This is a genomic window from Curtobacterium sp. ER1/6 (assembly GCF_001742745.1).
Classification (GTDB): domain Bacteria; phylum Actinomycetota; class Actinomycetes; order Actinomycetales; family Microbacteriaceae; genus Curtobacterium; species Curtobacterium citri.
This window is the reverse complement of the sequence record NZ_MJAK01000010.1, coordinates 1-23,944: the sequence shown is the minus strand read 5'-3', so window position 1 is coordinate 23,944 and position 23,944 is coordinate 1. Positions and strand designations below refer to the sequence as shown.

The window sequence follows — 23,944 nt, the reverse complement described above, 5'->3', positions numbered from 1 at the left end:
GATGGCCGGCGCGCGGCGGAGGCGTAGACAGGTCGCGTGCAGCAGGAGCGACCAGGCGACGACGACCGCGACGACCGGAGCCGGCGGGCCACGCGCCGGACGGTGCTCGCCGGCGGGATCGGCCTCGGCGTCGCCGGGGTGCTCGCCGCCTGTTCCCGGCCCGGTCCCGCTCCGTCCGGCAGCCCGACGCCGTCCGGGCCCGGTTCGGCCGCACCCTCCACCGGCACCGGTACCCCGTCGTCCTCGCCGACCCCCGGCGGCCCGGACTCCTGGGACGCCCTCGCCGCCGCCGTCACCGGCACCCTGCTCCGGTCGGGGTCGTCCGGATGGGACGCCGCCCGCGTGCTGCAGAACCCCCGCTACGACGACGCCGACCCGCAGGCCGTGCTGCGCGTCGCGGGCGTCGGTGACGTGCAGGCAGCCCTGGCGTTCGCCCGGAACACCCGCACGCCGGTCGCTCTGCGCTCCGGCGGGCACTCCTACACGGGGTGGTCGGCGGGCGGTGCACCGGGCACCGACGTCCCCCGATCGCTGGTGATCAGCACGCAGGACCTCGACGACGTCCGGGTCGACGGCGACACCGCGACGATCGGCCCCGGTGCCCGACTGGCGGACGTCTACGCGACCCTGGCCCGTGCCGGACGGGCGATCGGCTCCGGCTCGTGCCCGACGGTCGGCATCGGCGGGCTCACGCTCGGCGGCGGTGTCGGCGTGCTCGTCCGGTCCTCCGGCCTCACCTGCGACCAGCTGACCGGTGTCACGCTCGCCACCCCGGACGGCCGGGTGCACGAGGTGTCGGCGACGGCGGAGCCCGACCTGTTCTGGGCCTGCCGCGGCGGCGGTGGCGGGACGGTCGGCGTCGTCACCTCGATGACCTTCCGGACGCAGCCCGCGCCACCGGTGCTGCTGTTCAGCATCGTGTTCCCGTGGTCCGCCGCGGCCGCGGTGGTGCGGGCCTGGCAGGACTGGGCGCCGGTCGCGGACCGCCGGCTCTGGTCGACCCTGAAACTGCTGAACGGGACGCGGCACAGCGCACCGACGGTCACCGTCACCGGCGTCTGGACGGGGCCGAAGCGCGGCGCCGACGCATCCGTCGACGCGTTCGTCACGGCGACCGGTGCGACGCCCACGTCCCACACCGCCGACGAGCTGACGTACGGCGCGGCCGTGGTCCGCCTCGCCGGGACACCCCAGCGGGTGTCCGAGGCGGCCACCTCGTCGATCGGGACGCGGAAGCTCACCGGGGCGGAGATCGCGGTCCTCGTCCGCCAGGCTGCCGCCGCGGGGGACGTCGCGGGCAACCGGGAGGGCGGCGTCGCCCTCGACGCCCTCGGCGGTGCCGTCGCGGACGTCGGACGCACCGACTCGGCCTTCCCCTGGCGGAACGCGCTGATGACCGTGCAGTACACCGCGGTCTTCGCCGACGGCGCGGACCCCGCCCCCTTCGACGCCTACGTCCGCGGGTTCCGGCAGGCCATGGAACCGGCCTGGGGGACCGGTGCCTACGCCAACTACTGCGACGCGGCGATCACCGACCCGTCGGCGTACTTCGACGTGAACACCTCACGCCTGCACCGCATCGCCGAGCAGGCGGATCCCGACGGACTGCTCGACCAGCCCCACTGGGTCTGAACCGGACCGCCGTCCTACGATGACCGCATGGACGACGAGGACCTCGTGCTGCCGGACGCCCCCGCGTGGCGCACGTGGCTCGACGCGCACGAGGACGAGACGGACGGCGTCTGGCTCGTCCTCGCGAAGAAGGGCACCACGGAGCCGACGACGCTGACCTACGACCAGGCCCTGGACGAGGCGCTGTGCTCGGGGTGGATCGACGGCCAGAAGCGCGGTCGTGACACGGCGACGTTCCGCCAGCGGTTCACCCCGCGCCGCCGGGCATCGCTCTGGTCCGAGCGGAACGTCGGCCTCGTCGCGGCGCTCGAGGACGCCGGACGCATGCGGGACCGCGGCCGTGCCGAGGTCGACCGCGCGCGGGCCGACGGTCGGTGGGACCGCGCGTACGCCGGTGCCGCGTCCGTCGTCGTGCCCGACGACCTCCGGGCCGCCCTCGACGCGTCGCCGGCCGCCGCCGCCCTGTTCGCCGACCTCGACGGCACGAACCGGTACGCCGTGCTGCACCGGGTGGTGACCGCGCCGAGCGACACCGCCCGGGCGAACCGGATCGCGAAGCTCGTCGCCGGCCTGGCCGTCGGCGACACCCCGTACCCGCGCCCGACGCGGTAGGGCCGTCGCCGGCTGCCGCTGCTTGCCCGTCGACCGATGGCCTGTCGGCCTGGATCGAACCACTATCCCGACGTCGAACCACGCGCGCGCCCTGGTTCGACGTCGGGAACGTGGTTCGGAGCGCCCGGCCCCGCGACGGTCGCGAAGCGCGCGCCAGGGGGACACCGACCCAGGAACGGGTCACGGCACGGGCGTAGACCGGATCCATGACCACTGGTACCGACACCACGAACCGTCCTGCCGCCGCATCGGGCACGTTCCGCATCGGCGGCGACCTCGAGGTCCACCGCCTCGGCTACGGCACCATGCAGCTCACCGGCCCGGGCGTCTGGGGGCCGCCGAAGGACCACGACGAGGCCGTCCGCGTGCTCAAGCGCGCTGTCGAGCTCGGCGTCGACTTCTTCGACACCGCCGACTCCTACGGCCCGTACGTCGCCGAGGAACTCCTCCGCGAGGCGCTGCACCCGTACGGCGACGACATCGTCATCGCCACCAAGGCCGGCCTCACCCGTACCGGCCCGAACGAGTGGCCGCCGGTCGGCCGCCCGGAGTACCTCCGCCAGGAGGCCGAGATGAGCCTCCGCCGCCTCGGCCTCGAGCGCATCGACCTGTTCCAGCTGCACCGCATCGACCCGAAGGTCCCGCTCGAGGACCAGATCGGCGAGCTGAAGAAGCTGCAGGACGAGGGCAAGATCCGCCACGTCGGTCTGTCCGAGGTGTCCGTCGACGACGTCAAGGCCGCGCAGCAGCACGCCGAGATCGTCACCGTCCAGAACCTCTACAACCTGACCGACCGTTCGGCCGAGGAGCTCCTCGACTGGTCCGAGGAGCAGGGCATCGGCTTCATCCCCTGGTTCCCCCTCGCCACGGGTGGGCTCACCGGCACGGACTCGCCGCTCACCGAGCTCGCGAAGGAGAAGGACGCCACCCCGGCGCAGGTCGCGCTCGCGTGGCTGCTCAAGCGCTCGCCGGTGATGCTGCCGATCCCGGGGACCTCGAGCGTCGACCACCTCGAGGACAACCTGCAGGGCGCGACCATCGAACTGACGGACGCGGAGTTCGAGGAGCTGTCGAAGCTGGGCGAGTAGTCCCGACCACCCGACGGACGGGAGGCGCGGTGCCGGCTGGCACCGCGCCTCCCGTCCGATCGTGGCCGATCCGTGACTTGCCTGCTGCTGGCTTGCCTGTGCATACTCGGTATGGGCATACGGAGTATGTCTCGGACGGTACGAGGGGGAAGTCATGAGCGTACGGATGGGCGTGCTCGCGCTGCTGGTGGGAGGGCCCGGGTACGGGTACCAGCTCCGGGGGGAGTTCGAGCAACGGACCGGGGGGAGCTGGCCGCTCAACATCGGCCAGGTCTACACGACGCTCGACCGTCTGGAGCGCGACGGTCTCGTGGCCCGCGGCGACGCCGACGACGACGGACACGTCGTCTACACGGCGACCGACGCGGGTCGCGAGGCGGTCGCCCGCTGGTTCAGCGAGCCGGTGCCGGCGAAGCGCGGGCGCGACGAGCTCGCGATCAAGTTCGCCCTCGCGGTGACCGTGCCCGGTGTCGACGTCCCGCGGCTGGTGCAGGTGCAGCGCTCCGCCGCCCTCGGCACGCTGCAGGACCTGACGCGGCTCAAGCGCTCCGCCGACCCCGCGACCGACCTCGCGTGGTCGCTCGTCCTCGAGTCGATGGTGTTCCAGGCGGAGGCCGAGGTGCGCTGGCTGGACCACGTCGAGTCGACCGTCACCCGGCACATGCCGCCACCGGCCCCCGTCACGGACGTCGCGTCGGTGCGCACCGCGGAGCAGGCACGATGACCGCCCCGCTCCTCGAGCTCGACGCCGTCAGCGTCCAGTACGGCGGCGGCGCCAACGCGGTGACCGCCCTGGCAGGTGTCGACCTGCGCGTCGCGCGCGGTGAGATGGTCGCGGTCATGGGCACGTCGGGCTCCGGCAAGTCCACGCTCCTCGCCTGTGCCGGCACGCTCCTGCCCCCGACGAGCGGCGAGGTCCGCATCGACGGCGAGTGGGTGTCGGACCGCCCGGCGCGCGACCTCGCGGCGCTCCGTCGGCGTCTCGTCGGTTTCGTCTTCCAGGACTTCAACCTGATCCCGTCGCTGACCGCGGTCGAGAACGTCGCCCTGCCGCTCGAGCTCGACGGGTGGAAGGCGAGCCGGGCTCGCCGGGCTGCCGAGCTCGCGCTGGACAACGTCGAGCTCGGCGAGCGCGCCGACGCCTTCCCCGACGACCTGTCCGGCGGCCAGCAGCAGCGTGTCGCGATCGCTCGGGGTGTCGTCGGCGACCGTCGGCTCGTGCTCGCGGACGAACCGACCGGTGCGCTCGACTCGCAGACCGGCGAGGTCGTGCTGCGGATGCTCCGGCGGCACGTCGACAACGGCGCCGGAGCCCTGCTCGTCACGCACGACGCGCGGCACGCGGCATGGGCGGACCGGATCGTGTTCCTGCGGGACGGCCGGGTCGTCGACCAGACCGTGTACGCCGGCGTCGAGACGGCACTCGCCGGCCGGACCGGCTCGTGAACGGCCGTCGGCACGCCGTCGACGCCGTCCCGACCCGCGGTGGCCACAGCAGCCGCGTCGACCGTCGACCCGCGCGAGCGGCACGGACCCGCCGCACCGTCGCGCTCCGTCCGGCGATGCGGCTCGGACGACGGCTGGCGTTCGCGAAGGCCGGTCGGGCGGCGCTGATCGTCGCGCTCGTGGGGATCCCCGTCGCCGGCTTCGCCGCGGTCTCGGTGGTGGTGCAGTCCACCCAGCCCACGCAGGCCGAGTCCCTGCGGTACGACCTCGGGCGCGCGGCAGCGCAGATGCGCACCGCGGCCCCCGACCTCCCCGGGCTCCGGCAGGACCCCGTGCAGTGGCAGTACACGGAGACGAAGCGTCACAGCCCGGCAGAGCGCGCCACCTCGGAGAGCCGGACGGCGAACGTCCTCGACCACGTCCCCGCCGGCGTGACCGCCCTGCCCGTCTCCTCGGACGCCGTGGTCGTCGCCGGGCCGAAGGCCCCGATCGGTCTCGTCGCGGTCGAGGGGGACACGTGGTCTCCCGCGCTCGACGGGCACTGGCACGTGCTGTCCGGCACCGCACCGACCGCGCGCGACGAGGCGATGGTGACGCCGGCGACCCTGGAGCGCCTCGACGTGTCGATCGGCGACACGATCGACCTGACCGAGCCCGTGACGAAGCGGTTCACCATCACGGGGACGATGCGCGACGCCGCCTCCGACCCGGGCGCACAGGCCGTCTTCCTGCCGTGGGGCTCGACGCTCTCGCCGACGACCGGCGAGGACGCGCAGGGCCGCTCCGACGTCACCGTCTACCTGCCCGGGTACGCCCCGACCTGGTCGGAGATCCGGGCGCTCAACGAGCACGGCATCATCGTGCAGTCCCGTCCGGTCGTGCTCGACCCGCCGGACGACCGTCCCCCCGGCGCAGCCCGCAGCAGCTCGCTCGACTGGTTCATCGGGGCGCTCGCGCTCCTCGGCGTCTTCGCGATGTTCGAGGTCGCCCTGCTCGCCGGTGCCGCGTTCCTCGTCGGGACCCGGGCGGACACCAGGTCGTTCGCGATCGTCTCGAGCGTCGGCGGTGAACGCGGGTTCGTCCGGGCCGTCGTGGCCGGCTCGGGCGTGGTGCTCGGCACGACCGGGGCGGTGCTCGGACTCGCGCTCGGCACCGGGATCGGCGTGCTCGCGGTGCACGTGCTCGACGACGGCAACGTCGGCACCTGGCCCGGCGTGCACGTGCCCGTGGGACTGCTCCTGGCGATCGGCGTCGCCGGTGTACTGGCCGGGCTCGTCTCCGCGCTCGTGGCGGCCCGGGCGGCGACCCGCGTGAACGTCCTCGCCGCGCTCCGGGGCTCCCTGCGGCCGGCCACAGCGAACCCCCGCACGGAACGGCGCCGCCGGGTCTGGGCTCCACTGCTCGTGGTGGTCGGCACGGTGATGACGCTCGCGTGCGGTGTCGGCGTGCTCCTGCTCGACGACCGTCCGGTGCAGGAGGACCGGCTCGCCTGGGTCGTCGGCGCCGGGGTCGCGATCGGCCCGTGCCTGGTGCAGCTCGGCGTCGCGCTGTCGTCGCCGTGGCTGCTCGCCCTCGTCGCCCGCTGGTCCACGCGCCTCGGGCTGTCCGCCCGCCTCGCGGCACGCGACGCCCGGCGCAACCCGGTCCGCACCGTCCCGGTCCTGGCGAGCGTGATGAGCGTCGTGTTCGTCGCTTCGGTCGCCGTGACGTGGAACGCGTCCTCGCACGCCCAGTTCGTGCGTGACTACTCGTGGACGACGGCCGCCGGCGTCGCGACCGCGAGCGTCTCCGCGACGGACGAGCAGGGGTATGACGTCGGGCAGGACGCGGAACTCACCGCGAAGGCCGCACGCATCGTCGGCGGGGTGCTCGACCACGACCGGATCCGGGTCCTCGCGGTCGCCCGCGAACAGGCCGGCACGGTCCCGGCGACCCTGACCGTGCCGCACGACTGGTCCGACCGCGACTGCTCCCGCGCCGGCGCCTGCCCGGACTTCCTCCAGACCACCGGCACCGGCGGCACCCACGTGCTCGCCGGGACCGTCGACGACTACGCCGTGCTCACCGGGCACACGCCGTCGACGGCAGTCCGGGACGCGCTCGAGAGCGGTGAGGCGGTGTCGCTCTGGCCGGAGTACGTCCACGACGGCGCGGTGCGGATCGACTCGTTCCGCGACCAGACGTTCGAGAGCCCCGGCCTCGTGACGGACCGGACCGCACGCCCGGACGTCTCGACCACCATCCCCGCGGTGCTCGACGCCCCGACACCGCGCCTCCAGATCGGCGTCTTCATGACCCGCGCGACCGCCGAGCGGTACGGGGTCCCGGTCGTCGACGGCCTGCTCGTCACGAGGCTGCCCGGATCGCTCTCCACCCAGCAGTACGACGACCTGGCGTCCGCCTGGCGGAGCGGCGCCGGCGCCGACGGCGACCGGTGGGGCGGCCCGTCGTTCTTCGTCGAGACCGGTCCGCGCGACGACCGGGCGCTCGTCTTGGCGATCGTCCTGGCGTTCGCCGCCGCGGTCACCATCGGGGCCACGGCCGTGGCGGTCGGACTCGCGCGGTCGGACGGCCGACGCGACGACGAGGTGCTCGACGCCGTCGGGGCCGCCCCGCTGCTGCGTCGGAAGGTCTCCGCCTGGCAGGCCGCGATCCTCACCACGGTCGGTGCCGTCGTCGGGACGGTCCTCGGGCTCCTGCCGATCCGCGCGCTGACACTGCGGTTCGGGGACGGACCGGTGGGGACGTCGCACATGCCGTTCGTGGCCGACTGGCCCGTGCTGGCGCTCCTCGCGCTGGGACTGCCCGTCGTCGTCACGGTGGGCACGTGGCTGGTGTCCGGCCGGGGCCGTCGACCGTCGGTGCGTCGTGCGCACTGACCGCGAACCTGTGAGCCGCCGCGAGGACCCTCAGCCACGCCGCCGGTTCCCCAGGTCGGGGGACTGGTCCTGGAGGGTGATCCGCGGGTTACCGTTGCGTGTGACCCGCACGACCCGCCTCGCCATCGTCGCGAGCATCGTCTCCGCCTCCTGCATCGCCGGTGCCGGCGCCTTCGTCCTCTCGTCGACCCACACCGCCAGTGCCGACGACCGTCCGGTCGCCGGGGCGGTGGACACGCGGGTCGAGCGGAGCGCCGAACTCCCCCGGCCGAGCACGCCGGACCAGGTCGACACGGGGGCCCTCGACACCCCCGCGCTGTCCGACGCCGTGCCGTTCGCGTACGCCGGGGACTCGATCACCGCCCGACCCGACTCGTGGCTGCACCAGCTCGAGTCGGACGACCGGCTGCACGCCGTCGGCGGCTACGCCCACAGCGGGTACCGCGCCGACCAGGTGCTCGCCGAGATCGGCCCGGTGCCGCAGGCCCGCGTCCTCGTGGTCGAGGTGGGCACGAACGACGTCAACCAGGCGATCCCGACCGAGCGGACGATCGCGGACGTCGACGCCATCGTGCGCAAGGTCGGGGCGGAGCGCGTGCTCGTCGTCGCCGGGCCGCCCGCCGACTGGACGTGGAGCCACTGGGGAGCCGACCGACGCACCGGGCAGCTCGTGCTGACCGACGCGCTGCACGCGGAGGCCGACCGGCACGGGTGGGCCTTCGTCGACCCCTTCCGGGCGATCCGCACCGCCGACGGCGCCTACGTACCGGGCACCTCGCCGGACGGCATCCACCCGACTGCCGAGGCGAACCGCGGCGTCGCCGCGGCGATGGCCGACGCGATCGAGCGCACCGCGCGCTGACGGCGACCATCGGCGGACGGAAGGCCCGTGGCGACCCCGCCACGGGCCTTCCGGCCGTCCCGGATCACTCGGGCAGCGGCTCGGCGTACGTCCGGAAGTGCCCGCGCTCGGTGTGGATGGTCCAGAGGCGCTCGGCGATGGCCGCGCCGGAGTGGTCGTCCTGGCCGTCGTCGATGCCGAACGGGATGATCAACTGGCCGACGTGCACCTGCTCCTCGGCGACGGCGTCGTGCAGGAGCTGCGCGTAGGCGCTCTCCCCGGCGAAGGCGACGGAGGTCCCGGTCACCCGCGCGCCCGGACGGACCGCGCTGCCGCCGTTGACGAACAGGATCGTGCCCTTCCCGATGGCCCGCATGCCGGGCAGCACCTGGCGCACGGCGTTCACGGAGCCGTAGACCGAGAACTCGATCGGGCCGACGAGGTCCTCCGCCGTGGTCTCGAGGACCGGACGCATGTACTCCTTGGCCGGCAGCGGGCTGTACTGCAGCACCTCGATCGGACCGAGCCGCTCGGTGGCGGCCTCGAGGGCGGCGCGGAGCGAGTCCCCGTCCCGCACGTTCGCGGCGAACCCCTGGGCGCGGTGGCCGGAGTCGCGGAGCTCGGCGGCCAGCGAGTCCAGCCGGTCCTGGTTGCGGGAGATCAGCGCGATGTCGAAGCCCTCGCGGCCGAAGCGGTCCGCGACGGCGAGCCCGAGGCCCTTGCCGGCGCCGACGATGGCGATGGTGGTCATGGATGGTCCTCTCCGACCGGGAACGATGTGCTGCCGACGGTAGGCCGGTGCGCGCAGCGGTGAGGGGTTGTGCCGGGAACCCCCAGGGCTTTCCCGACCGCAGCGTGTGGACTCGCACCACGACCCGGGAGGAACACCGTGGACAGCACCCGCACGACCCGCAGCACGCTCCGCAGCCGCCGCACCTGGTCCGCCGTCGGGCTGGCCGCCGTGACCGCCCTCGCCCTGGCCGGTTGCTCGGACGACCGGGGCGCGACCGACTCCGGCGACGCCGCGCAGAGCAGCACCGCCAGCCCGCCGTCCGACCTCGCGGCCGGTCAGGTCGCTCCGGACGGTGCCACCTCCGACGTCGTCAGCGGGCTCGAGTCCCCGTGGTCGGTCGTCCCGGTGGGCGACGACGGCGACGCGTTCGTCAGCGAGCGGGACTCCGCCCGCGTGCTCGAACTGCGCGCGGACGGCTCCACCCGCGAGGTCGGCACGGTCGCCGGCGTCCGGCACGGCGGCGAGGGCGGGCTGCTCGGCCTCGCCCTGCACGACGACGACCTGTTCGTGTACTCGACCGCCGAGGACGGCAACCGGATCCAGCGCTACGAGCTCACCGGGGACACGGGCTCGTGGCGGCTCGGTGAGGCCACGACCGTGATCGACGGCCTGCCCGCGAACACCTTCCACGACGGCGGCCGGATCGCGTTCGGCCCCGACGGCATGCTCTACGCGAGCGTCGGGGACGCCGGCAACCGGTCCGAGGCGCAGGACCGCGACTCGCTCGCGGGCAAGATCCTCCGGATGACGCCCGACGGCGCGGTGCCCGACGACAACCCGTTCGACGGCTCCCCGGTGTGGTCGCTCGGCCACCGGAACGTGCAGGGCATGGGCTGGGCGGCGGACGGCACCATGTTCGCCGCGGAGTTCGGCGAGAACCGCTGGGACGAGCTCAACGTGGTCGAGCCGGGGAAGGACTACGGCTGGCCCGAGGTCGAGGGCACCGGTGGCGAGGACCGCGGCTTCGTCGACCCCGTGCAGCAGTGGTCCACCGACGAGGCGTCGCCGAGCGGGCTGACCGTGATCGGCGACACCGTCTTCGTCGCGAACCTCAAGGGCGAGTCCGTGCGGGGCGTACCGGTGTCCGACCCGTCGACCGCGACCGAGTACTTCGCCGGGGATTTCGGCCGCATCCGGACGGTGCTGCCCGGGCCGGACGACACGCTCTGGTTCGTGACGAACAACACCGACGGCCGCGGCGACCCCCGCGACGGCGACGACCGGATCGTCTCGGTCCCCCTGACGACCGGCAGCTGACGACCGGCAGCTGACCACCGGCAGCTGACGGGGGTTCCGGCAGCACCTCGTTGCCGTGGCCGTGCCGTCGTAGCGTGGAGCGCATGGACCACCGTGACGAAGCCCGAGACTTCCTGTCGAGCCGTCGCGCCCGGATCACCCCGGAGCAGGCCGGCATCCAGACCTCCGGGACGCGGCGCCGCGTCACGGGCCTCCGGCGCGAGGAGGTCTCGGGCCTGGCGGGCGTGAGCATCGACTACTACACCCGGCTCGAGCGCGGGAACCTGCAGGGCGTCTCCGACAGCGTGCTCGACGCCGTCGCCATCGCGCTGCAGCTCGACGCGGCCGAGCACGAGCACCTGCGCGACCTCGCACGGCACCAGAACGAGGCGCCGCGCCGGGCCGCTCGGAACGTCCGGGTCGCCGCGGTGCGACCGGAGCTGCAGTACCTGCTCGACGTCGTGACCGAGGCCCCCGCGATGATCGTGAACAACCGCCAGGACATCGTCGCCGCGAACGCCCTCGGGTGGGCCCTGCACGCCGCGCTCGTCACCGGGGACCGCCCGATGAACTTCTCGCGCTTCATCTTCCTCGACGCCCGGGCGCGGGACTTCTACCAGGACTGGGACCGCGCGGCGCACACGAACGTCGCGATCCTCCGGCGCGAGGCCGGCCGGAGCCCGCGCGACCGGGACCTCGCGGCGCTCGTCGGCGAACTGTCCGTGCGCAGCGAGGACTTCCGTCGGCTGTGGGCCGCGCACGACGTCCGACGGCACTACGCGGGCGTCAAGGCGTTCGACCACCCGGTGGTCGGCCCGATCGAGCTGCACTTCCAGTCGCTCGAGCTGGCGGAGGACCCCGGCCTGAGCCTCACCGTCTACCCCGCGACGCCGGGCAGCCCCACCGCCGACGCGCTCCGGGTCCTCGCCTCGTGGGCGGCGACCGAACGGATCGCCGACCGCGCGACCGGGCGGATCGCCGACCGCGCGACCGGGCGGTCGACCGCGCCGGAGCGGGAGGACGCGTGAGCGACACCTCGTCGGTCGAGACCGCACGGGCGCTGCCGGCGTCGTCGCGCTGGGACCGTCTCCGCTTCCGCTGGCACGCCGAGCAGGAGATCCACGACCTGACCCGCGACCGGGAGCACGAGGAACGCGTCGTCGCCGAGGCGACCGTCCGCCTCCAGCCCGGACCGTGGAACATCGCGCTGCTGTTCCGTCGGGACGCGGGGTCCCGCCGGTGACCGCCGCGATGACGACCGGTCGCACGGTCCTGTTCGCCGTCGCCGGCGGAGCGGCCGTCGGCAACCTGTACTGGGCGCAGCCCCTGCTCGACGACGTCGCCGCCGACCTCGGGACGTCCTCGGCGCTGGCCGGGCTGCTCGTCACCCTGACCCAGGTCGGCTACGCGCTCGGCATCCTGCTCGTGGTCCCGCTCGGCGACGTGCTCGACCGGCGTCGGCTCGTGCCGGGCGTGCTGCTCACCTCGGCCGTCGCACTGGTCGGCGCCGCCGTCGCCCCGGGGTTCACCACCCTGCTCGTCGCGCTCGCCCTGGTCGGCACGACGACGGTCGCCGGGCAGCTGCTCATCCCGCTCGCGGGCGACCTCGCCGACCCGGCGGCGCGGGGCCGGGTGGTCGGGACCATCGCCTCCGGGGTGCTGACCGGCATCCTGCTCAGCCGGACGGTGAGCGGCGTGATCGCCGGGTTCGCCGGGTGGCGCACGGTGTACGTCGTCGCCGCGGTCGCCGCGGTCGTGCTCGCCGTCCTGCTGCGGCGGGCGATCCCCGAGCTGCCCCCGCGCGAGCGGGTGGCGTACCCCCGGCTCATCGGCTCGGTGTTCCGCGCCGTCGGTGCGCACCGTGCGGTCCGCGTCACGCTCGTGATCAGCGCCGCCGTGTTCGCGGTCTTCACGATGTTCTGGACCTCGCTGACGTTCCTGCTCAGCGCCCCGCCGTACGGGTGGTCGACGACCGCGATCGGTGCCGTCGGACTCGTCGGGCTGGCCGGTGCGGTGGCCGCGCAGCGGGTGGGACGGCTGCACGACCGCGGGTGGTCGGTGCCGGTCACCGGCGGTGCGCTGGTCCTGGTCCTCGTGTCGCTCGTGGTCGCCGGGCTCGGTGCCGGATCGGTCCCGGTGGTGCTCGTCGCCGTCCTGCTGCTCGACGTGGGCGTGCAGGCGACGAACGTGCTCAACCAGACGCGCCTGTTCGCGATCGACCCCGCCGCGCGGAGCCGGCTGAACACGGCCTTCGTCACGAGCAACTTCGTCGGCGGTGCGATCGGCTCGGCCGTGGCCGGGGTGCTCTGGAACGCCGGCGGGTGGACCGCGGTGACGATCGGCGGTGCGGTGCTCGTCGGCTTCGCGACGACCGTCTGGGCCGTCCACCGGCGCCGTGCGCTCGTGGTGCCGGAGCGCACGGCGTCCGCCTGACGCGATCGCGACGACCCCGACCACCGCGCAGCCTCGCCCAGCCCCGCGCAGCCCCGAGCAGCCCCGAGCAGCCCCCGGCCGGGCCCGGTGCCGTCAGGGACGGAAGGACGCGTCGACCGCGAGGTCGCCGTGCTCGGCCTGCCACCGCAGGGCATCGCGGACCGTCTCGGACGCGGTGTACGCCGGTGCGTACCCGAGCAGCCGCTGCGGCTTCTCGGTGCTGAACACCTGACTGCGCGACAGGTGCTCCCAGCTCGCGTCGGCGTGCTCGGTGGCGGTGGTCTCGCGGAACCGGTCCCAACTGACGGACTCGAGCCGTGCCTCCCGGCCGGACCACGACGCGACCAGCGCGGCGTACCCGCGCACGGTGAGCGCCGTCGGGGCGGTGGCGAAGAAGTCCTCACCGGCGGCGGCGTCCCGCTGCTCGACGGCCAGCTGGAAGAGCTGGGCGACGTCGTCGGCGTGCACGTGCGCCATCGACTCGGCGCCGAGCCCGGGGACCTCCACGACCTCGCCCGCGGACAGCCGGGTGACGACCGCCGGGTCGAGGTTCCCCAGCGGGCCGATCGGCACCCAGCCCGGACCGCTGATGTGCCCCGGATGGATCGAGGTCGTGACGACACCCCCGTCGGCGGTTTCCTGCTTGAGCATCCGGGCGATGGCGTCCTTCTGGGTGCCGTACTCACCGAAGGGCGGTGTTGCCGTCTCCTCCGTGATCGGCAGGACGTGCGAGACGCCCGCGCGCCAGATCGACCCGCAGTGCACGAGGTGCGTGCCGCTCCCGCGGAGCGCCCGGACGAGCTGCTCGGCGGACTCGAGCGTGAAGCAGACGAGGTCGACGACGGCATCCGCGGCGAGCGCGGCGATGCGGTCGCCGAACGTGCCGTCGCGGTCCTCCTGCTCCCGGTCAGCGGTGACGCGCTCGACGCGCTCCCACTCCGGAGCGTCGGCGTACGGGGTGCTGGTGCCGCGCGAGACGGCCACGACGTCGTGGCCGGCGCGGACGAGACGGGGGACGAGGAACGTGCCGATGTGGCCGGTGGCTCCGATGACGACGATGCGCATGGCGCTCACGCTAGGCGCGCGTCCCCGGGAGCGGCAGGCCCTGGTGGTGCCCCTGACCCGACAGGCGGGAGGCGCGACGGACGGGAGGCGCGGGTCGTCGCCGACCCGCGCCTCCCGTCACGGCGTGGTCGGGTCAGACCGTGCGGACCGCCTGCACCGACCCGGCGATGACCGCCGCGTCCTCGGCGACGGCACCGACCGCGTCCGGGAGCCCGGCGCTGCTGAGGAGCTTGCGCGCGGCCCAGCCCGCGAAGCTGCCGACGATCGCGCCGACGCCGCCGAGGATCGCACCTTCGAGGCGGAGGTCGCGGCTGCCGGTCGTGCCGAGCGCCGCACCGGCGAGCGCACCGGCGCCGATGCGTCCGATCAGCCCGACGGGTGAGATGCGCGCGGGGGCCTTCTTCGACTTGTCACCGATGAGCTCGCCGACCGCCGACGCGACGAGCAGCCCGCGGCCGAGCGGCGTGCTGAAGGCCTTCCACTGCTGCCAGTCGCCCTTGAGGGCCTTGTTGTCGTGGTTCAGGGCGAGGACGGCCAGCGGGGTGCCGCTCCGTCCGCCGCTGAGGACCCCCAGGGCCAGGGTGCGGACCAGGGTGTGCTGTTCGTGCTGCTTGCTCATGGTTCTCCCGTCGTGTCAGGTCGGACGGTACTCGCGCACCGCTCGGGGGACGCAGCGGTCCGCGTCGTCCGGAGCCGCCCCGCGTACCGTCCAGACCATGAGCAACGTCATCCTGTTCGGCGGCCACGGCAAGGTCGCACTCCTGGCCACCCGCATCCTCACCGAGCGGGGGCACCGCGTCACGTCGGTGATCCGGAACCCCGACCAGCAGGACGAGGTCCGCGCGCACGGCGGGGACCCGAAGGTCGCGGACGTGCAGGAGCAGTCGCTCACCGACTTCGCCGACCTGGTCCGCGGGCACGACGCCGTCGTCTGGTCGGCCGGTGCCGGTGGCGGTTCGGCGGACCGCACGTGGGCGATCGACCGCGACGCCGCGGTGCTCTCGGTGCAGGGTGCGGCGCAGGCCGGGGTCGATCGGTACGTCATGGTCTCGTGGGCCGGTTCGCAGCTCGACCACGGTGTGCCGCAGGACCAGGACTTCTTCGCGTACGCGCAGTCCAAGATGATCGCCGACGCGGTGCTCCGCGACTCCGATCTGCAGTGGACCGTCGTCGCACCGAGCACCCTGACCGACGACGAGCCGACCGGGTCGGTCGACTGGGATGGTTCCTCGTCGCAGGTGCCCCGCGGGGACGTGGCGCACGTGGTGGCCGACGTGCTCGAGGACCCGTCCACCGCGGGGCGCACCATCCGCTTCAACGAGGGGTCGGCCCCGATCGCGGACTTCCTGCGGGCGTAGCCACCGCGCTCGGCCTGTCGCTCGTACCGCGTCGCTCGTACCGTGTCGTGCGCCGCGCAATGAGCGTCGCTGTGAGCGAACCGGGCGGACGAGGGTCGGGTGGGGTGCCTAGGTCCGGTCCATGACCGCAACCGGCACCCTCCCGACCCTCGTCTTCGTGCACGGCGCCCTCGTCCGTGACGGCTCCTGGTGGTGGCGCCCCACCGCCGACCTGCTCCTGGAACGCACCGGGGTCGCGAGCGTCGCCGTGGCCCTGCCGTCGTGCGGCGAGACCGACGCCGTCGGGGGCGACCTGCAGGACGACGCGGCCGCGCTCCGCGCGGTGCTCGACGCCCACGACGACGTCGTGCTTCCTGCAGGACGCCGACGGGCCCCTGCAGCGCGACGCGTTCGCCCGGACGACGTCGCAGGACGCGGCGGCCTTCGGCACGACGACGACCCGGACCGGGTGGGCCGACGTCGACTCCACCGCCGTGGTGTGCACCGACGACCGCAGCACCACGGTGGCGCTGCAGCGGTCGCACGCCGCCCGGGCGACCGCCTCCGTTGAGCTCCCGACCGGGCACCACCCGTTCATCAGCCGTCCGGACCTCGTCGTCGACCTGCTCGAGCCGCTGCTCGCCTGATCCGGCTCAGGCGAACTGGGCGTAGAACGCCTCCAGCGCCCCCTGCAGCGATGCCTTCACCCCGCGGCTCCACTCGTCGACGAGGACCTCGGCCACACCGGCCTCGACCCCGTCGAGCGACGCACGGGCGACGTCCGCCGGGTCGACCATCGAGCCCTCGTACCCGGCCATGATGTCGGTGTCCGCCGCTCCGAGGTGGAGCCCCTGCACGGTGATCCCGGCGGACGCGAGCTCGAGCCGCACGGCGTTCGTCAGGTTCCACTCGGCGGCCTTCGCGGCCGCGTACCCGCCCGACCCCGGGTACACGAACCACGACAGGGCGGACAGCACGTTGACGACCGCGCCGCCGCCGTTCCGCTCGATGACCGGCGCGAAGGCCCGCAGCACCGACAGCGTGCCCCAGTAGTGTGTGTCCATCTCACGGCGTGCGTCGGTCAGGTCGCCGCGCAGGAGCGACCCCGTCGTGGCGATGCCGGCGTTGTTGACGAGCAGCGTGACGTCCTGCGCGGCCGCGGCTGCGGCGGCGACCGAGGCCTCGTCGGTGATGTCGAGCGGCAGCACCTCGACCCCCTCGACGTCGACGAGCTCGGGACGACGTGCGGTCGCGTAGACCTTGCTGGCGCCCCGCTCGAGCAGCTGCGTGACGAACCGGCGGCCGATGCCCCGGTTCGAGCCCGTGACGAGTGCGACGGATCCGGCGATGTCCATGGTGTCCTCCTGCCGAGCGGGCGTCTCCCGCACCGGCTCGGCTACGGTAGGACCTGACATCAGTGTCAGGTGCAAGCACGGATCGGAGCAGGCATGCGCATCGGGGACCTCGCGGCGGCGACGGGGGCGAGCGTCCGCTCCCTGCGGTACTACGAGCAGCAGGGGCTGCTCACGGCGACGAGGACGTCCGGCGGCCAGCGCTCGTACGCCGGGACCTCCGTCGAGCGGGTGCGGCTCGTGCAGCAGTTGTTCGCGGCCGGTCTGCCGAGCCGGACCATCGTGCAGCTCCTGCCCTGCGTCGACGCCGGGGTGGCCACGGCGGAGTCGTTCGCGCTGCTCGTGGCCGAACGCGACCGGATCACCGCGCAGCTCGCCGATCTCGAGGCCGCCCGAGCCCGCCTCGACGAGGTCATCGCGATCTCCGAGCACCCGACGCCGGAGCACTGCCCGGCCCTGCGCGAGCCGACGACCGCCGCGGCCTGAGCCCGCCTCGGACCCGATGGGGCTGTCGGTGGCCGGCCGTACCGTGACGGCATGCCCGAGGGTGACTCCGTCCACCGCCTGGCTGCCCGGCTCCGCAGCACGGACGGTGCCCTGGTCGCGCGGGGTGAGCTCCGCGGCGGTCCCGATGCCGGTGCGACCGTGGCCGGTCGACGCATCGTCGCCCACGCCACGCACGGCAAGCACCTGCTGACCCGCTTCGACGACGGCTCGACCCTGCACACCCACATGCGGATGACCGGCTCGTGGACCGTCACCGCCGCCGGACGCCGGCTCCCCGTGCACGCCGCGCGCGAGGCCCGGGTCCGGATGGTTCTCGACGACGGCCGGACGGTGTGGGGCATCGCGCTACCCGTGGTCGAACTGCTCCCGACCCGCGACGAGCACCGCGCCGTCGGGCACCTGGGCCCCGACCTGCTGCACGACGACCCGGACCTCGACGAGGCCCTCCGGCGCTGCACCGCCGACCCGGACCTGCCGGTGCGGACGGTCCTGCTCGACCAGCGCCGGGTCGCCGGCCTCGGGAACCTCTGGGCGAACGAGCTCGGCTTCATCCGCGGGCTCCACCCCGACCGGCCGATCGGCTCCGTCGACGTGCCGCCCCTGCTCGAGACCGCGCGCCGGATGCTCCGGCACTCGGCGACGACGCCCGACGCGTACCAGGTGACGACGGGCGTCCTCCGCCGCGGCGAGCGCCACTGGGTCGTCGGCCGCGCCGGGCGTCCCTGCCTGCGCTGCGGCACGCGTGTCCGGGCCCGCGACGACGTCGAGGTGAACGGCTCCCCGCCCCGCCGGGTCTGGTGGTGCCCCCGCTGTCAGCCGGCGGCCGACTGACCGTCGGCGATCAGACGGGCGACCTGCTCGGGGCTGCGGTCGACGGTGGAGACCACCTCGGCAGCGTCGTGCAGCCAGCTCCGCGCCGCGTCCGCGTAGGGCTCGAGGCGGCTCATCCGGAAGGTCGAGAAGCCCATCACGGCGTCGTCCTCGATCCGCCGCCGCAGCGTGTCCTGGTCGGCGTGCAGCACGACGTGACGCACCGGGATCGCGTGCGCGTCGAAGCCGTCGGCGATCTCGCGCCAGTACGCCTCGACCAGCACGGTCTGCGGCATGACGAGGGTCCCGCCGACGTGGTCGAGCAGCCGACGAGCGGTCTCGACGACGAGTGGCCGCCACGGATCCCAGTGCTGGAAGTCACCGTGGTCCGGCAACGGGGGACGCACGTCCATGAGGACCTCGCCGACCTTCTCGGGGTCGAGCACGTGCGCGTCCGGCAGCATCGGCTGCAGCAACCGCGCCGTCGTCGTCTTGCCGGCCCCGTGGGTGCCGTTGATCCACACGATCACGCTGCGGACGCTACCGCACCCGCGGCGGCGAGCGCGGTCCGCGACGGACCACGCGCCGGACGGGAGGCTCCCCCAGCGGCCCGCCCCGCGCCTCCCGTCCGGCGCACCGGCCGTTCACCGCGGTGCGGCAGGATGGCCGGGTCCCTCAACCCGACGACCCTCCCGGAGCAGACCGTGTCCGACCAGAAGCCCGCCGTCCTGTTCGTCTGCGTCCACAACGCCGGCCGGTCCCAGATGGCCGCCGGATGGCTCCGGCACCTGGCGGGCGACCGCGTCGACGTGTTCTCCGCAGGGTCCGAGCCCGCGGACCGGATCAACGCGGTCGCGGTCGCGGCGATGGCCGAGGAGGGCATCGACATCGCCGGCGAGCAGCCCGCCGTCCTGACCACCGACGCCGTGCGACAGGCCGACGTCGTCGTGACGATGGGGTGCGGGGACGCCTGCCCGGTCTTCCCGGGCAAGCGGTACGAGGACTGGGCGCTCACCGACCCCGCCGGTCTGCCGATCGAGCAGGTCCGACCGGTGCGCGACGAGGTCCGTCGCCGGGTCGAGACCCTGCTCGGCGAGCTGCTCTAGACGAGCGCCGCGATCCCGAGCACCAGCAGCGCGAGGAGCGGCAACGCGCCCTGCGTGGTCGCGGCACGGCGCTTCGTGGCGTCGCTCGTGAACAGCACGAGTGCAGCGCCGAGCATGCTCGCGGTGCCGGCGATGACGAGCGTCAGTCCGACGGCGGTCCCGCCCGAGGCCGTGACCACGATGCCGACGAGCACCAGCACGGCCAGGAACAGGTTGTAGAGCCCCTGGTTGTAGGCGAGCTGCCTCGTCGCGACGGCCTCCTGCTCGGTCGTGCCGAAGGTCGTCCGAGCCCGCGGGGTGGTCCAGAGGACGGACTCGAGCACGAAGATCCAGACGTGCAGGAGCGCGGCGAGGGCGGCGAGCACCAGGGCGACGGCGGTCATGGCACGACCCTACGACGTCGGCTCAGCGTCGGCGCGCGGCCCGACGACGCACCAGCGCCAGCGCCGCCGCGGCGAGCAGGCCGCCGATCACCGCGCCGATGGCGTTCGTGACCAGGTCGCTCGTGTCGCAGGCCCGCCCGATGCCGAGGACGAACGCCTGCGCCGCCTCGATCAGGGCGGACAGGCCGATGCCGGCGGCGGTCATCAGCACCGGTCGACCGGAGCGGAGTCCGGCCAGGAACACGACCGGGACGAACAGGAGCACGTTCGCGATCGACTCGACCGCGGTCGGTGCGAGGTAGGGCAGGCCCGCCGAGCACCCGACGGCGTCCGAGGCGGAGCCCTCCGGGTACAGGGTGAGCCCGAGCACGGCGAGGAGCGCCAGCACCGCGAGCACGAGGGTCAGCCGGGGCGTCCGGGCCAGCAGCACCCCGAGGAACGGGGCGACGACGACGACCACGACGAGGACGCCGGAGGCGAGCCAGGGCACCTGGACGAGCAGGGTGGAGAGCAGGGTCAGGTCCTTCGGCGAACGCGGAGGGGCAGCTCCCGCGCATCGTCCCACGGCTTCGACCAGCCGAGCCGGTCGAAGAGCGCGTCGAGGAGCATCGCCGTGAACCCCCAGAGCGTGTGGACGCCCTGGTCCGACCGTACCGTGAACGCCGACCCCCGCCACTCCTGGCCGCCGCGCCGCAGCACGGTCACGCCGCGGTTCGCCGGGTCCAGGAGGTCGGCGACGGGCGTCCGGAACACGGCCGCGGACTCCCGATCGTCGACGACCCGCACGGGGCTGGGCTCCCGCCACCAGCCGAGCACGGGCCGCACCAGGTGGTTCGAGTGCGCGAGCGGTACGGCCGGCAGCGTCCCGAGGACCTCGACGCCGGACGGGTCGAGACCGGTCTCCTCCCGGGCCTCGCGGAGGGCGGCGGACACGGCGTCCGGGTCACCCGGGTCGATGCGTCCGCCGGGGAAGGCGACCTCACCGGGGTGCGAGCGGAGGGTCGACGCGCGGGCGAGCAGCAGCACGTCGAGGTCGCGGTGCACGGCCGGTGCCGCGGCGGGGCGCTCGCTGGGCGTGCGGTCGAGGACGCCGAACAGCATGAGGACCGCGGCGGCGCGCGGGTCGGGCGTGGCCGGCATCGCGGGGACGAGGGGCGCGGCCCCGGGAGCGGCGACGGCGGCGAGCGCTGCGCGTGCGGCGTGTGCGGGACCTCCCGCGTCAGCCGGTCCGGCGCCGTCGGCCAGCGTCACCGGTCGGTGCCGTCCGCGCTGTCGTCGGCTGGCGCAGAGTCGGCCGGCGCAGAGTCGGCGGGCACGACGGTCCGACGGGTGCGCAGGGCGCGGATGCCGACGACGGCGGCGAAGGCGACGACGGCCAGTGCGACGAGCAACAGCAGGACGGTGTGGTGCTGGTGTCCGCCGACCGGGGCGGCTGCCTGCGTCGCGGCGATCTCGTCGGTGGTCCCCGTCACGGCGTCCGCGGTCGCCGTCGCGGTCGCGGTCGGCTCGGAGGCCGCCGTCGTGGGACCGGCGGTCGGCGTCGCCGCGGTCGCACCCGTCGACGTGAAGCCGTACTCGCCGGAGATCGGGTGCCCGTCGACCGAGACGCTGCGCCACTGCACGCGGTACGCACCGGCGGCGGTGAGGTCGACGTCCTTCGCGATGGTCGTGCCCTCGATCTGGACGTCGCCGACGGTCCGTTCGGTTCCCCCGCCGTCGGTGACGCTGATGACGATCCCGGTCTGCAGCCCGGACAGCGGCGGCTCGGACAGGGTCAGCGTGACGCGGTCGAGGTCACCGGAGACGCTCGAACCGGCCGCTGGGTCCGAGCCGACGAGGGCGTCATGCGCGGATGCCGGACCGGCGACGAGGACGATCGGTGCGATCGCTGCGACGACGACGCTGGCGAGGAGGGCTCGGAGACGCACGGGTGCCTTTCATCGGCTGACGACCCGGCAGGGACCGGACGTCCCGAGCGTACCCGGGCTCCTCCTCGCGGAGCCGCGGTGTCAGGCCTTGCTGACGAACTGCACGTCGGTCGAGCCCAGCTGCAGCTGCTCCTCGATGCCCTTCTGGTCCGTCGACCCCCACCGCTCGGCGATCTTGCCGTCGACGAACTTCGACACCTGGATGCCGCGGACGGTGAACTCGCGACCGGTCGGCTCGTGGCCCTGGAACGGTCCGGTGTGGGTGCCGTGGATGGTGAAGACGGCGGTGATGAAGTCGTCGGTGACGACGAGCGGGTCGGCCTCGAGCGTGAGGTCCGGGAAGGCCGTCGTGAACTCGGTCCAGAAGTCGACGATGCCGGCGAGACCGGGTGCCTGTCCGGGCGCCGGGTCGTGGTCGACGACGTCCTCGTGCCAGGCCTCGTGCATGCGGCTCCAGTCGCGGGCCTCGAGGATCCCCCCGAGCTGCTCCTGTGTGGCGGCGTTCGCGTCCTTGCTCATCTGTGTTCCTCCCTTGGTCGGACGGTGAGCGTCCTGACTACGCCCGCTCCCCGTGGACGACCGGGGCGTCCGCGGGACGGCTGTCCGGTCGGCGAACACGGGACGCGACGGACGGGAGGCGCGTGGCGACCCCGCCACACGCCTCCCGTCCGGCAGTCCGTCCGGCCGCGGTCAGCGACCGGCGGCGAAGTGGTTCGCGACCTGGGTCGCGGTGAGCTCCGTCGTGTACACCGCCGCGAAGCGCATGGTGCCCGTGAAGTAGTAGTTCGCCGGAGCACCCGGCCACCCGCTGATCGTGTCGTACCCGACGCGGAAGTACCCGGTGTAGTTCTCCGGTGCCGTGAACGCCGTGTTCGAGGCGACGAGGGTGCCGTCCAGGTACAGCCGCATGCCGTTCGCGGGCGACATCGTCGCCACGACGTGGTGCCACGCACCGTCGGTCACGGCCCGCGGCGAGGTGATCACCTGCGTGGTGCCGTTGTACGAGCCGAACACGAGCTGCCCGGCGCTGTTGACGTAGATCTGCCGGTCGTGCTGGCCCGAGGTGGCGACCTGGTTGCTGCCGAAGCCGATGAGCAGCCCGCCGGCGACCGTGGTGCGGAACCAGACCTCCTCGCTGAAGGTCGTCGGGTTCACGACCGACTTCGGCGTCGACACGAAGCTGTTCGAGCCGTTGAGCTGGTACGACGAGCCGGTGTCGCGCGCGCAGGCGTTCGGGCTCGGCGTCGTCGCGGTCATCGTGCCCTGGTAGGTGCCGTTCGCGGCCTTGCCCGACGCGTCGACGGCGGTGGTCGACCCGGACGCCTCGCCGAGTCGGTACGCGAAGAGGGCGCCGGAGGCGTCGGACGCGACGGCGGCCGAGCACGTGAAGTACGGCGCCGTCGCGGCAGAGTTGCCGCTGTTCGTGACCCGCGCGCTGTAGGCGGAACGGGTCGGCGCGAACTGGTTGAGCACGACGACCACGGCGAGGGCGAGGACGAGGAGGGCGGCGACGACGCGGCCGTCGCGCAGGGAGCGGGCGATCACGAGGCGCGCACCGGTTCGATGCGGCCGACCGACAGGCAGAGCACGAGCGGCACGAGGCAGACGGCGACGAGCGCGGCCCAGCCGACCGGGTCGAGGTCGATGTTCGACGTCAGGTGGTAGTACCCGTTCCGGCTGAGCTCGTCGATGACGACCCGGCCGACCTGACCGTCGACGAGGTGGACGGTGTTGCCGCCGTGCGCCTCGACGCGGACCGGGAAGATGCCGGACGACACGATCGTCGCCTGGACGCCGTCGGGGCTCGAGGTGTTCGTGATCGTGGTCACGTTGACGAAGGGCTTCAGCACGAAGGCGGCGTACGAGGTGGTCAGGGCGCCGCCGGCGATGCGCAGGCAGGTGCGGGTGACCCGGTCGGTGAACGCGCTCGTGAGGGTCCAGATGAGCAGGGTGCCGACGAGCAGGATCGGTGCGGCGCGGAACAGCCAGCCGAGGTGCGGCACGAGCAGCGCCGGCGTGCCGATGACGTCGGCCTGCGTGAGCGTCCACGGGTCGGTGGCGCCGTTGATGTCGCCGCGGGTGTGGAGCCCGCCGTCGGCGTCGACGGCGATGATGCGGTGCGTGTAGACCACGCCGGGGTTCGCGTCCGTCGAGAACGTCACGACGTCCCCGACGCGCAGCGTTGCGACGTCGACCGGCATGTCGAGCACGAGGGTGCCGACCGGGGCGGCCTGGCCCATCGAGGGGGTCTCGACGACGAACCAGCGGCCGCCGGCGGAGAGGAACAGGACCGCGGCGGTGAGCAGCACGGCGGCGATCGCGGCGACGGCCCAGGCGAGGGCGGTCTCGGTGCGGCTGGTGGCCCGCCCGCGCAGGATCGGCAGGTCGAGCGTGCCGCTGAGCGGGATCGCTGCGGTCTGGCTCATGTGCTGCTCCGGTGGGGGTCGGCCGCGCGGGGCGGCTGCAGGTGCGTGGTGCGCGGTGCTGTGGGGGGGG

The 23,944-nt window shown here is 74.0% G+C and carries 28 protein-coding genes; 16 read left to right on the top strand and 12 right to left on the bottom strand.

The window, feature by feature from the left end; all coding sequences use genetic code 11:
- Positions 1–36: 36 nt before the first annotated feature.
- The 7 genes from Cus16_RS13400 (at position 37) to Cus16_RS13370 (ending at position 8,519) form a co-directional block, all read left to right on the top strand.
- Entirely contained in the window at positions 37–1,632 is a 1,596-nt protein-coding gene (locus tag Cus16_RS13400) for an FAD-binding oxidoreductase (protein ID WP_083263976.1), read from the top strand.
- 27 nt (positions 1,633–1,659) lie between these two features.
- Positions 1,660–2,244 carry a YdeI/OmpD-associated family protein gene (locus Cus16_RS13395; RefSeq protein ID WP_069713161.1) on the top strand — a complete coding sequence of 195 codons (585 nt, stop codon included), beginning with the start codon at positions 1,660–1,662 and terminating at the stop codon, positions 2,242–2,244.
- A gap of 206 nt (positions 2,245–2,450) precedes the next feature.
- Entirely contained in the window at positions 2,451–3,332 is an 882-nt protein-coding gene (locus tag Cus16_RS13390) for an aldo/keto reductase (protein ID WP_069713160.1), read from the top strand.
- Positions 3,333–3,486: 154 nt separating this feature from the next.
- Complete coding sequence (locus tag Cus16_RS13385) at positions 3,487–4,056, top strand: PadR family transcriptional regulator (protein ID WP_083263975.1); 570 nt, start codon at positions 3,487–3,489, stop codon at positions 4,054–4,056.
- Positions 4,053–4,778, top strand: a complete 726-nt coding sequence (locus Cus16_RS13380) for an ABC transporter ATP-binding protein (protein WP_069713158.1) — start codon at positions 4,053–4,055, stop codon at positions 4,776–4,778. Before Cus16_RS13385 ends, Cus16_RS13380 begins: the two co-directional genes overlap by 4 nt.
- On the top strand, positions 4,775–7,657 hold the full coding sequence (locus Cus16_RS13375; protein ID WP_069713157.1) for an ABC transporter permease: 2,883 nt from the start codon (positions 4,775–4,777) through the stop codon (positions 7,655–7,657). Before Cus16_RS13380 ends, Cus16_RS13375 begins: the two co-directional genes overlap by 4 nt.
- 100 nt (positions 7,658–7,757) lie before the next feature.
- A complete protein-coding gene (locus tag Cus16_RS13370; RefSeq protein ID WP_069713156.1) occupies positions 7,758–8,519 on the top strand; it encodes an SGNH/GDSL hydrolase family protein in 762 nt (253 codons plus the stop codon).
- Between the two features lie 64 nt (positions 8,520–8,583).
- Here the strand turns inward: Cus16_RS13370 and Cus16_RS13365 are convergent, their stop codons facing one another.
- Positions 8,584–9,249 (bottom strand): SDR family NAD(P)-dependent oxidoreductase, encoded by a 666-nt coding sequence (locus tag Cus16_RS13365; protein WP_069713155.1) that lies wholly within the window; start codon positions 9,247–9,249, stop codon positions 8,584–8,586.
- Positions 9,250–9,387: 138 nt separating this feature from the next.
- Between Cus16_RS13365 and Cus16_RS13360 the strand changes: the two genes are divergently transcribed.
- The 4 genes from Cus16_RS13360 (at position 9,388) to Cus16_RS13345 (ending at position 12,960) form a co-directional block, all read left to right on the top strand.
- Complete coding sequence (locus tag Cus16_RS13360; RefSeq protein WP_223246623.1) at positions 9,388–10,548, top strand: PQQ-dependent sugar dehydrogenase; 1,161 nt, start codon at positions 9,388–9,390, stop codon at positions 10,546–10,548.
- 83 nt (positions 10,549–10,631) lie between these two features.
- Positions 10,632–11,555 (top strand): helix-turn-helix transcriptional regulator, encoded by a 924-nt coding sequence (locus Cus16_RS13355; RefSeq protein ID WP_069713154.1) that lies wholly within the window; start codon positions 10,632–10,634, stop codon positions 11,553–11,555.
- Positions 11,552–11,770 (top strand): hypothetical protein, encoded by a 219-nt coding sequence (locus Cus16_RS13350; RefSeq protein ID WP_069713153.1) that lies wholly within the window; start codon positions 11,552–11,554, stop codon positions 11,768–11,770. The genes Cus16_RS13355 and Cus16_RS13350 overlap by 4 nt, the downstream gene beginning before the upstream one ends.
- Positions 11,767–12,960, top strand: coding sequence for an MFS transporter (locus Cus16_RS13345; protein WP_223246622.1), 1,194 nt, complete (start codon positions 11,767–11,769; stop codon positions 12,958–12,960). The genes Cus16_RS13350 and Cus16_RS13345 overlap by 4 nt, the downstream gene beginning before the upstream one ends.
- A gap of 93 nt (positions 12,961–13,053) precedes the next feature.
- On the opposite strand, the gene Cus16_RS13340 is transcribed toward Cus16_RS13345, so the two are convergent.
- Both Cus16_RS13340 and Cus16_RS13335 read right to left on the bottom strand, forming a co-directional pair.
- A complete protein-coding gene (locus tag Cus16_RS13340; RefSeq protein ID WP_069713152.1) occupies positions 13,054–14,025 on the bottom strand; it encodes an NAD-dependent epimerase/dehydratase family protein in 972 nt (323 codons plus the stop codon).
- Positions 14,026–14,158: 133 nt separating this feature from the next.
- The gene (locus Cus16_RS13335) at positions 14,159–14,644 is read right to left on the bottom strand and encodes a DUF4126 family protein (protein ID WP_069713151.1); all 486 of its coding nucleotides are present in this window, start codon (positions 14,642–14,644) and stop codon (positions 14,159–14,161) included.
- A gap of 97 nt (positions 14,645–14,741) precedes the next feature.
- Between Cus16_RS13335 and Cus16_RS13330 the strand changes: the two genes are divergently transcribed.
- Entirely contained in the window at positions 14,742–15,383 is a 642-nt protein-coding gene (locus Cus16_RS13330) for an NAD(P)-dependent oxidoreductase (protein ID WP_069713150.1), read from the top strand.
- 176 nt (positions 15,384–15,559) lie between these two features.
- Entirely contained in the window at positions 15,560–16,009 is a 450-nt protein-coding gene (locus tag Cus16_RS13325) for an alpha/beta fold hydrolase (RefSeq protein ID WP_083263973.1), read from the top strand.
- A gap of 6 nt (positions 16,010–16,015) precedes the next feature.
- Here Cus16_RS13325 and Cus16_RS13320 read toward each other — a convergent pair whose 3' ends face one another.
- Positions 16,016–16,717 carry an SDR family oxidoreductase gene (locus Cus16_RS13320; RefSeq protein ID WP_069713148.1) on the bottom strand — a complete coding sequence of 234 codons (702 nt, stop codon included), beginning with the start codon at positions 16,715–16,717 and terminating at the stop codon, positions 16,016–16,018.
- A 93-nt stretch (positions 16,718–16,810) separates the two neighbouring features.
- On the opposite strand from Cus16_RS13320, the gene Cus16_RS13315 reads away from it, so the two are divergent.
- A complete protein-coding gene (locus Cus16_RS13315) occupies positions 16,811–17,200 on the top strand; it encodes a MerR family transcriptional regulator (RefSeq protein ID WP_069713147.1) in 390 nt (129 codons plus the stop codon).
- 51 nt (positions 17,201–17,251) lie between these two features.
- Complete coding sequence (locus Cus16_RS13310) at positions 17,252–18,052, top strand: DNA-formamidopyrimidine glycosylase family protein (RefSeq protein ID WP_069713146.1); 801 nt, start codon at positions 17,252–17,254, stop codon at positions 18,050–18,052.
- Here Cus16_RS13310 and Cus16_RS13305 read toward each other — a convergent pair.
- Positions 18,034–18,561, bottom strand: a complete 528-nt coding sequence (locus tag Cus16_RS13305; protein WP_069713145.1) for an AAA family ATPase — start codon at positions 18,559–18,561, stop codon at positions 18,034–18,036. The two genes, Cus16_RS13310 and Cus16_RS13305, sit on opposite strands and share 19 nt — an antisense overlap.
- Positions 18,562–18,693: 132 nt before the next feature.
- Here Cus16_RS13305 and Cus16_RS13300 point away from each other — a divergent pair, with 132 nt between their 5' ends.
- A complete protein-coding gene (locus Cus16_RS13300) occupies positions 18,694–19,137 on the top strand; it encodes an arsenate reductase ArsC (protein WP_189319601.1) in 444 nt (147 codons plus the stop codon).
- On the opposite strand, the gene Cus16_RS13295 is transcribed toward Cus16_RS13300, so the two are convergent.
- The 7 genes from Cus16_RS13295 to Cus16_RS13265 all read right to left on the bottom strand — a co-directional run bounded on the left by Cus16_RS13295 (position 19,134) and on the right by Cus16_RS13265 (position 23,874).
- Positions 19,134–19,520, bottom strand: coding sequence for a DUF1304 domain-containing protein (locus Cus16_RS13295; protein ID WP_069713144.1), 387 nt, complete (start codon positions 19,518–19,520; stop codon positions 19,134–19,136). The genes Cus16_RS13300 and Cus16_RS13295 overlap by 4 nt on opposite strands.
- 22 nt (positions 19,521–19,542) lie before the next feature.
- Positions 19,543–20,010, bottom strand: coding sequence for a VanZ family protein (locus tag Cus16_RS13290; protein WP_223246621.1), 468 nt, complete (start codon positions 20,008–20,010; stop codon positions 19,543–19,545).
- 26 nt (positions 20,011–20,036) lie between these two features.
- Positions 20,037–20,771 carry an NUDIX hydrolase gene (locus Cus16_RS13285; RefSeq protein ID WP_411266610.1) on the bottom strand — a complete coding sequence of 245 codons (735 nt, stop codon included), beginning with the start codon at positions 20,769–20,771 and terminating at the stop codon, positions 20,037–20,039.
- Positions 20,768–21,448 carry a copper resistance protein CopC gene (locus Cus16_RS13280; RefSeq protein ID WP_069713143.1) on the bottom strand — a complete coding sequence of 227 codons (681 nt, stop codon included), beginning with the start codon at positions 21,446–21,448 and terminating at the stop codon, positions 20,768–20,770. Before Cus16_RS13280 ends, Cus16_RS13285 begins: the two co-directional genes overlap by 4 nt.
- Before the next feature lie 81 nt (positions 21,449–21,529).
- Entirely contained in the window at positions 21,530–21,967 is a 438-nt protein-coding gene (locus Cus16_RS13275; protein ID WP_069713142.1) for an ester cyclase, read from the bottom strand.
- Positions 21,968–22,138: 171 nt separating this feature from the next.
- On the bottom strand, positions 22,139–22,993 hold the full coding sequence (locus tag Cus16_RS13270; RefSeq protein ID WP_069713141.1) for a LamG domain-containing protein: 855 nt from the start codon (positions 22,991–22,993) through the stop codon (positions 22,139–22,141).
- On the bottom strand, positions 22,990–23,874 hold the full coding sequence (locus Cus16_RS13265; RefSeq protein WP_069713140.1) for a S26 family signal peptidase: 885 nt from the start codon (positions 23,872–23,874) through the stop codon (positions 22,990–22,992). The genes Cus16_RS13270 and Cus16_RS13265 overlap by 4 nt, the downstream gene beginning before the upstream one ends.
- Positions 23,875–23,944 lie beyond the last annotated feature (70 nt).

Bases quoted from the DNA above. Each gene is read 5' to 3' on its own strand.
- Cus16_RS13355 (WP_069713154.1), top strand. From the start codon at position 10,632: ATGGACCACCGTGACGAAGCCCGAGACTTCCTGTCGAGCCGTCGCGCC.
- Cus16_RS13335 (WP_069713151.1), bottom strand. From the start codon at position 14,644: ATGAGCAAGCAGCACGAACAGCACACCCTGGTCCGCACCCTGGCCCTG.
- Cus16_RS13315 (WP_069713147.1), top strand. From the start codon at position 16,811: ATGCGCATCGGGGACCTCGCGGCGGCGACGGGGGCGAGCGTCCGCTCC.
- Cus16_RS13265 (WP_069713140.1), bottom strand. From the start codon at position 23,874: ATGAGCCAGACCGCAGCGATCCCGCTCAGCGGCACGCTCGACCTGCCG.
- Cus16_RS13310 (WP_069713146.1), top strand. From the start codon at position 17,252: ATGCCCGAGGGTGACTCCGTCCACCGCCTGGCTGCCCGGCTCCGCAGC.
- Cus16_RS13380 (WP_069713158.1), top strand. From the start codon at position 4,053: ATGACCGCCCCGCTCCTCGAGCTCGACGCCGTCAGCGTCCAGTACGGC.
- Cus16_RS13340 (WP_069713152.1), bottom strand. From the start codon at position 14,025: ATGCGCATCGTCGTCATCGGAGCCACCGGCCACATCGGCACGTTCCTC.
- Cus16_RS13320 (WP_069713148.1), bottom strand. From the start codon at position 16,717: ATGGACATCGCCGGATCCGTCGCACTCGTCACGGGCTCGAACCGGGGC.
- Cus16_RS13385 (WP_083263975.1), top strand. From the start codon at position 3,487: ATGAGCGTACGGATGGGCGTGCTCGCGCTGCTGGTGGGAGGGCCCGGG.
- Cus16_RS13300 (WP_189319601.1), top strand. From the start codon at position 18,694: ATGGCCGGGTCCCTCAACCCGACGACCCTCCCGGAGCAGACCGTGTCC.
- Cus16_RS13395 (WP_069713161.1), top strand. From the start codon at position 1,660: ATGGACGACGAGGACCTCGTGCTGCCGGACGCCCCCGCGTGGCGCACG.
- Cus16_RS13295 (WP_069713144.1), bottom strand. From the start codon at position 19,520: ATGACCGCCGTCGCCCTGGTGCTCGCCGCCCTCGCCGCGCTCCTGCAC.
- Cus16_RS13390 (WP_069713160.1), top strand. From the start codon at position 2,451: ATGACCACTGGTACCGACACCACGAACCGTCCTGCCGCCGCATCGGGC.
- Cus16_RS13330 (WP_069713150.1), top strand. From the start codon at position 14,742: ATGAGCAACGTCATCCTGTTCGGCGGCCACGGCAAGGTCGCACTCCTG.
- Cus16_RS13275 (WP_069713142.1), bottom strand. From the start codon at position 21,967: ATGAGCAAGGACGCGAACGCCGCCACACAGGAGCAGCTCGGGGGGATC.
- Cus16_RS13365 (WP_069713155.1), bottom strand. From the start codon at position 9,249: ATGACCACCATCGCCATCGTCGGCGCCGGCAAGGGCCTCGGGCTCGCC.